Source organism: Pseudomonas sp. 05N434 (assembly GCF_056396965.1).
The window spans coordinates 1-7,538 of the sequence record NZ_JBFTMK010000223.1; the positions used below are offsets into that span (position 1 = coordinate 1).

At 60.5% G+C, this 7,538-nt stretch carries 4 protein-coding genes and 1 tRNA gene; 4 read left to right on the forward strand and 1 reads right to left on the reverse strand.

Going from position 1 to position 7,538, the window contains the following annotated elements; translation table 11 throughout:
- Positions 1 to 230 precede the first annotated feature (230 nt).
- Positions 231 to 305 (reverse strand) — tRNA-Gln (locus AC1DLB_RS15570).
- A gap of 224 nt (positions 306 to 529) precedes the next feature.
- On the opposite strand from AC1DLB_RS15570, the gene AC1DLB_RS15575 reads away from it, so the two are divergent.
- The 4 genes from AC1DLB_RS15575 to AC1DLB_RS15590 form a co-directional block, all read left to right on the forward strand.
- On the forward strand, positions 530 to 1,642 hold the full coding sequence (locus AC1DLB_RS15575; RefSeq protein ID WP_477743223.1) for a CapA family protein: 1,113 nt from the start codon (positions 530 to 532) through the stop codon (positions 1,640 to 1,642).
- Positions 1,643 to 1,796: 154 nt separating this feature from the next.
- On the forward strand, positions 1,797 to 3,536 hold the full coding sequence (locus tag AC1DLB_RS15580; RefSeq protein ID WP_477785237.1) for a dipeptidase: 1,740 nt from the start codon (positions 1,797 to 1,799) through the stop codon (positions 3,534 to 3,536).
- Positions 3,537 to 3,693: 157 nt separating this feature from the next.
- Positions 3,694 to 5,670 (forward strand): preprotein translocase subunit YajC, encoded by a 1,977-nt coding sequence (locus tag AC1DLB_RS15585; protein ID WP_477743224.1) that lies wholly within the window; start codon positions 3,694 to 3,696, stop codon positions 5,668 to 5,670.
- A gap of 211 nt (positions 5,671 to 5,881) precedes the next feature.
- The coding region (locus AC1DLB_RS15590; protein WP_477785238.1) for a DUF5801 repeats-in-toxin domain-containing protein at positions 5,882 to 7,538 on the forward strand (1,657 nt) is incomplete at its 3' end.

Consider the following 7,538-nt stretch of genomic DNA (forward strand, 5'->3'; position numbering starts at 1 on the left):
GGGTTTACGACTGCTTCGCAGCCGAACGCAGCCTCGCGAGCTCGGCAGCTGCTACAAGGAATGCGTCGCGGCTGAAATTGCTTAAGTGAACAGCATTACACCAAGAGGGATATGTAACCGACACAAAAAAACGCCAGGCCGGATCGGCACTGGCGTTTCTCGTAAACACGACCATCTTGGACTCGCGCAATACTGCCGACTGAGTCATGACTGGATGAGTGTAAGGAAAATGGCAGGGGCGGCTGGATTCGAACCAACGCATGGCAGGATCAAAACCTGCTGCCTTACCGCTTGGCGACGCCCCTGTAGCTGTTGCGACGAGTGCCTGGCACTCTCTTTCTGAATGTGCAGCTTGCGAGCAATATCGAGCTGCTGCGTCCCTACGCTGCAAGCCCCGTAAGGGCCTCTGCAAGAACGCGCGGAAATTTATCAACTTTCGCTGCATCTGGGAAGCCCAAAAACAAACTAATTTGTTTTAAAACAGAGATTTACTGTTGATCCAGGCTATTCGGGATATCCGGAGGGTGCCATGGCAGCCGTTACCGATACGCTGAAGCTGTTTCTCACCGGCGATGTCATGACCGCCCGAGGCATCGACGCAGTGCTGCCGCATCCTGGCGATCCACGGCTTTACGAAGACTACGTCAAGAAAGCCGGCGATTACGTCCGGTTGGCAGAACGACACAATGGCCCGATTCCCCGCCCGGTCGATTTCACCTATATCTGGGGCATTGCGCTGGATGAGTTCGAACTTCGCCAGCCACACGTACGCATCATCAACCTGGAAACAGCGGTGTCCCGCCGCGGACGACCGGAGCCAAAGGGCATCAATTACCGCATGAGCCCGGAGAACTTCCCGGCCATCAGTGCCGCCGACATCGATTGCTGCGTGCTGGCCAACAACCATGTGTTGGACTGGGGCGTGCCTGGCCTGGCCGATACGCTGGCCACCCTGGCGAACAACGACATGTGCAGTGCCGGCGCCGGGCTCAACCGACAATCTGCCGAAGCGCCCGCCGTGCTGCCGTTGTCTGGCGGACAGCGCTTGCTGGTGTTTGGCTTCGGCGCTCCCGACAGCGGCATTCCACCGCGGTGGGCCGCCACGGATAGCCGCGCGGGCGTCGCGCGGCTGGAAGATCTGTCGATGCAAAGCCTGCGCCCTGTGGCCGAACGGATTCTCAAGTACAAAAATCCGGGGGATCGGGTGCTGGCCTCCATTCATTGGGGTGGCAACTGGGGGTTCGAGATCCCGCAGGAGCAGGTCCGGTTCGCCCATGCCCTGATCGATGAGGCCGGAGTTGACGTGGTGCATGGCCATTCCTCGCACCACGTCAAAGGCATCGAGGTGTACCGCGAGCGCCTGATTCTCTATGGCTGCGGGGATCTGCTGAACGATTACGAAGGCATCGAGGGCCACGCAGATTATCGCGGCGACCTGGGGCTTTTGTACTTTGCCTCGCTGGCCCCGGACGGGCACCTGCAGACGCTGGAGCTGATACCCACTCGCCTGCAGCGCTTTCGCCTCTGTCACGCCGAAGGGGATGACCGTCAATGGCTGCAAGACACCCTTTCTCGCGAGTGCAAACGCTTGGGCAGCAGCCTCCAGACGGGCGCGCAAAATGCCTTCGAGTTGCGTTGGTAGGCTTTTTCATTTCTGCGTCGCTTTTGCATTTCTGTGCGACAGATCGCACTTCAGGTACTCCCGTACTACTCCCTCTTGGTGTTAGTTTGGAAAAGTTTCTGACTAATCAATCAGATATTTCCTACCAACCACCTGCAAAGGAATGCCCCCAGCAATGGACTTTTCACTTAAGCAACTGGCCGCGACAACCCTGATGCTGGCCAGCCTTTCGTCGTTCACCACCTCAGCGCACGCCAACATTACCCCGCAACAGAGCGCGACCATCCTCAAGACCTTCAGCGATGCATCGGTAACGGATTTCAGGCAGTTCCTGGAACGCCTGGCCAAGAGCGAGCTTGCCAAAACCGGTAACCTCGGCCCGGCAATCAGTGCTTTCCAGGGCAACAAGCCCCTTTCCGCTGAACAGCAGAACGAGATTCATCGCCTGCTTGGCCTCTATGCGCGGGTGAAGTACGGCAACGCTGCTACCGAGACCTTGCGCGAACTGGTGGCCATCCCGACCTTCCGCGTGGACGGCGTGGCCCAACACGACAACCCTGAATTCATCAAGATCGGCGACAAGCTCAAGGGCCTGGCCCAGGCCTTCAACCTGAACTTTCGCAATATCGACAACCGAGTCTATGAAATATCCCTCGAAGGGGCTGGCGACGAAATCGTGGGCATTCACGCACATGCCGATGTGGTGCCCGTGACGCCGGAGAACTGGGTCTTGAAAGACGGCACCCGCCTCGACCCGTTTAAGGTCACCCTGGTCGGCGACCGTATGTATGGCCGAGGCACCGAGGATGACAAAAACGGCATCGTGGTCGCGCTCTACGCCATGAAGATCATCAAGGAAGAGAAGCTGCCGCTGGCTCGCCATTTCAAGCTGCTGGTAGACACCACCGAGGAAACCACCGGCGACGCCATCCCCTATTACTTCGAACACAACCCGACACCCAACTACAACCTGGCGCTGRATGGCGGCTACCCGGTGGTGATTGCCGAGAAAGGCTACGGCACCGTCATGGCGAACTTTGCCCTGCGGAGCGCTCAGGGCAAGGGCGCCGAAATCACCTCAATGACCGGCGGCCTGGCAACCAACCAGATTCCGTCAACGTCGGTCGCTACCCTTGTGACTGACAAGCCCGCCGAACTGGCCGCCAGCCTGCAGAAGGCAGGTAGCGATTATGCCAAGCGCAATGGCGGCAACTTCGAGGTGACCGCCAAGGTCGTCGGCAAGGACGTCAAGCTCACGGTCACCGGCGTTTCCGCCCACTCCTCCGAGCCCGAGTCAGGCATCAACCCGGTGGCACGGATGCTGGGCTTCATCAACAGCCTCGACGGCAAGGTCGCGCTCAAGCACAACCACATTACCGACGCCGCCCGTTATGCCGTCGACAACTGGGGACTGGACTACCTGGGCGGCAAGTTGGGGGTCGGTTTTTCCGATGCCTTCATGGGGCCGCTGACCACCTCCCTGACCTATGTCGGGATGGATGAAAAAGCCTTCAAGCTTGCGGTCAACCTGCGCGTGCCGAAGGGCAAGTCCCCGGAAGCGCTCAAGGCTGAAATCGCCGAAAAGCTGGGTGCCTGGAGCAAGAAGACTCACATTGCAGTGGCTTTCGACTACAAGATCGCCGAGCCGATGTACCGCAACCCCGAAGGTGAATGGGTCAAGGCGCTCTTGGCGGTGGCCAGCGAGAACCTTGGCATGGAACACAAGTTCGGTACCTCAGCCGGCGCCACTTCGGTCCATGAGCTGCCCAACGGCGTGCAGTTCGGCTTGGCCAGGCCCGAGCTCAAGTACACCGGCCACAACGACAACGAGTTCAAGACCGTCGACCAGTTCCTGCTGGACCTGCAGATCGTGACCGAGATGATGGGTCGCATCGGGCAGTTGCCGACACTCTGATCCCCCTTCCGGACCCGTCATACTGGCGGGTCCATCGTTTTTATCGTCTTGCCATGAACCGGCGGTTATCGCATAACTGACCTATTCTGAATCAACCGACAAGAAGTCAAACCCCACCTGATGTACCCGGACTCTTTACAGCAATGGAGGCTAGGCGATGAAGGAGCAATCGATTGAGTTCCGCCCTGGAGAGGGACACTTTGAAGAGGGGCACTCTGCGCTCCTCGCCATGACCCACGCCACCCAATCTTCCACGACCAATAGCCGCATCGAACTTTACACCCAGGAGTCGATGGTCAACTGGCTAGGCCCGTTTCAGCTCATGCGCACGGGCATGCAATCGGCCGCGGCCACCACCATGGGTGCCTTCGCAGACCCACGCGATGTGTTGGCCATGCTCAACCCCCGGGGCTCTAACCCACCCATTCAGGTGGCTGCCGACGGTGATGTGTGGATCGACTATCTGGCGGATACCGGCGATGGCTGGGACTCCACCTATTCCATGGCGCTGTGCGTCAGCCAGGATGTCAAGTTGCCGGAGCTCACGCTGCCGCGCGGCGACGTGCTGCTGCTCGGCGGCGATCAGGTCTACCCCACACCGGCCCAATCCGGCTATCGCACCCGTTTCCTTGATCCCTTCCGCGCTGCCTTTCCCGCGCCGGTCCCCAAGGTTCGCCCGAATGAGCAGGACCAGCCCGTGCCGCAGCCAGGTGCACCGTGGATAGTGGCGACGCCCGGCAACCACGATTGGTATGACGGCCTGCGCGGGTTCTCCCAACTGTTTTGCGAGCAGAAGCCCATCGGCGGCTGGGAAACCCGTCAACACACCAGTTACTACGTGCTGCAGCTGCCCAATGGCTGGTGGATCTGGGGCCTGGACCTGCAATTGGAGTCGATGATCGACCGCCAGCAGAAGCAGTACTTCGAAGAGATGCGCGCCAAACTGCAGCCAGGCGACCGCGTGATCCTCTGTACACCCGAGCCGAGCTGGGTGGATGAGGCCGAACGACTCGCACGCGTGGGGCGCAAGACCCTGCCCTCGATCGAGACCCAGACCTTGCGCTTCAGCAGTCTGCGCGAGATCGAGCAGCTCTTGGGTGACCACTTGGCGGTGGTCCTGGCCGGAGACTCGCACCACTACGCGCGCTACCAGCCAAAAGCCGGCAGCCAGGCACCGCAACGCATCACCTGCGGAGGCGGTGGCGCCTTCCTGCATGGCACTCATCAACTTCCAGATCCGCCCGAGCCAATCACCGTCGGCGGAACGCCGCAGCACTACGAGCTGGCGGCAACCTACCCGGACAAAAAGACCTCCGAACAGCTGCGTAACCGGGCATGGCGGCTACCCACCCACAACCTCTCGTTCTGCGGCATGCTGGCGATCTTGTACTTGCTGTTCGACTGGATGGTAGAAAGCGCCAGCAAGGTGCCCCACCCGGCGCGCGATAATCGCAGCCTGGTCGAGGTATTGTCTGGCCTCGAAGTATCTATTCCCAACCTGCGCGAGGTATGGCGACAGCTGGTCCTGGTTCTGGCACACAGTCCTTCTTCGGTGATGCTCGCCGTGACCATTGTGCTGGGCTGCGCAGTGCTCTCAGCCGCCGGGGTCAAGCGCACCCGAAAGCTTGCCTATGGCGTCGGGGCCGTTCACGGGTTGCTTCACCTGGGACTGGCGATCGGGCTGCTGTGGCTCATGGGCCGTATCAACATCCACTACTTGCAGTTCGAGGTAGAAAACCTGCTCCAGGTCTTGTTGTTCCTGGTGGGGACACTGGTGCTCGGTGGTAGTTTGGGAGGCCTGCTATTCGGTGCCTGGATGGTCATGGCCAACACTTTATGGGGGCTACATAGCGAAGTGGTTTTTTCCTCGCAACGCATCGCCGACCATAAATGCTTCCTGCGCATGCACTTCAACGGCGACCAACTCACCATTTACCCGCTCAAGCTGGAGAAGGTCTGCCGGCGCTGGTCCGTGGCGTCGGGAGTCGCCAAACTGGCGAAGGTGCAGCGCACCTGGAGGTTGCGGGCAACGCCTGAAAGCACTGGCCCGCGCTTCGTGCCGGCCTCGGGCGAGCTCGAACTGCGGCTGATCGAGCAGCCCATCGTGATTCGGCGTGGAGGAACCAGCTCATGAGGTCGCCCCCGCCGCCGTCTTGTGCTCATTCACAAACGTAATATACGACGTTACTCCTTCGCGCCCTCCTCCTCTTTCCCCTCCCAAGTAGTCTGAAACTCCCATCCCGCATGGGAGTTTCGGCCGATGCGCAATCCCCGGCGCTTCTCCATAGTTGCGACCAAAGGTCAACGGTCAGGCCTCGATGACCGCAATTGCTCTGGAGAAAGTCATGGCTACCGGCGAGCAAAATTCATCGCTAACGGGCGATCCGACCCCCCTATACATTCCGACCCTCGACTCAGTGGTCAACGCTCTCAGCGTTGTGACCTCTGGCGCGAGCGTTACGCTGGACGAAACGGCCGGGTTGCAAAACAGCACCGCCACGCCAAGCCCCGCGGGAGACGCTGACGACAATGACATTTTGCTGGCCTCCCTGCCCTCGACTTTCTCTACCCGTTTGACCGCACTGGGTGCAGGTACCGCAATGGGTGCGGCCTTGAGTGGCTATACCGGCGCCGTGGGCAATACCGGCAGCAATGCGTTCAGCGTCAGCGCTGACCCCGGAGCAACCATTACCAACGTCAGCTTCGTCGACAGCACTGGCGCACTGCTCAATGGCGTGGACAGCGGACTGGACACCCTCGATGGCACCAGCATCCTTCTCTATACCGATACGAGCAACGACAACATCCTGGTGGGCCGAGCCGGGAGCGCAAGCGGCGCAATCGTGTTCGCGGCCTATATCGAAGAAACCGGATCGCCACTCTCGGGCGGCAAGATCTGGACCGTGGAGTACCAACCGCTCAAGCATCCAGATGCGACGAACCCCGACGATGCGGTCAATCTGCTGAATAAGGTGTTCATCGGAGCCGGTCAGGACGCGGAATTCAGTCTGGCCAATGCGCCGTCGGGCCAGCAGTTGTTCCTGATGTTCACGACCGCGGGCGCGACGGCCGATGCGAACGGCCGGATTCCCGGCGTCTCGATCGTCGTCACCGGCAGGGATCCGCTGGATCAGTCGGCAAGCAGTGCTGCCATCACCAGCGCCGACACGGTTAACAGCAGCCAGGGCGGCGGCAGCACAACCCTGGGCACCAACAACCAGGCGATCACCGAACAGGAAGGGCTGCGCTTCAGCTTCGTCAGCGGTGCCAAGGCGGACTTCACAGTCCCCAACCTGAGCCCGGGCGAAGCGGGTGTCGAACAGAACATCGACTTCACCCAGTACTTCGGCGCCCGCTCCGCGACCTTCAAGATCGTGCAGGAGACCGGCGGCACCACCGCGAAGCTCTTGCTCACCGCCGTCAAGAACGCCGACAACGTCAGCGGGTCGCAGAGCGGTGTCAACTTCGTCAACAGCTACGCCAACGACAGCACCGAAAAGGTCGCGATCATCAACGGCAGTGTCACCGTCAAGACGTTCGCGGGCGCCACCGTCAGCGGCGCCGTCATCACCTACAACGCCGACGGCACGGTGCTGATCACCGGTGTTCCGACCGACTCGCAGATCACCTACAGCACGGCGACCGACCACAACCGCGTGATGATCGAGAACGCCGGGTTGCTGACCGACAAGAACGGCGACAAGACGCATGCTGACTTCGACATTGGCGGCTTCAAGGTGCTGCAGTCCAGCACCTCAACCGCCGAAATCGGCTCCAAGATGATCTTCGAAGATGATGGGCCGAGCATCAGCACCACTGGCACCGAACCGACGCTGACAGTCGATGAAACGGTACTGGCGACCAACGATACCAAGAGCTTTGCCGCCAACTTCACGTCGGCGTTTGGCGCTGACGGTGCGGGCACGCTGACCTATGCCCTGGGCGTGGTCGCGGGTGGCTCCGGGCTGACCGACACGGCCACCGGTGAGGCAGTCAACCTGT

Bases quoted from the DNA above. Each gene is read 5' to 3' on its own strand.
- AC1DLB_RS15585 (WP_477743224.1), top strand. From the start codon at position 3,694: ATGAAGGAGCAATCGATTGAGTTCCGCCCTGGAGAGGGACACTTTGAA.
- AC1DLB_RS15575 (WP_477743223.1), top strand. From the start codon at position 530: ATGGCAGCCGTTACCGATACGCTGAAGCTGTTTCTCACCGGCGATGTC.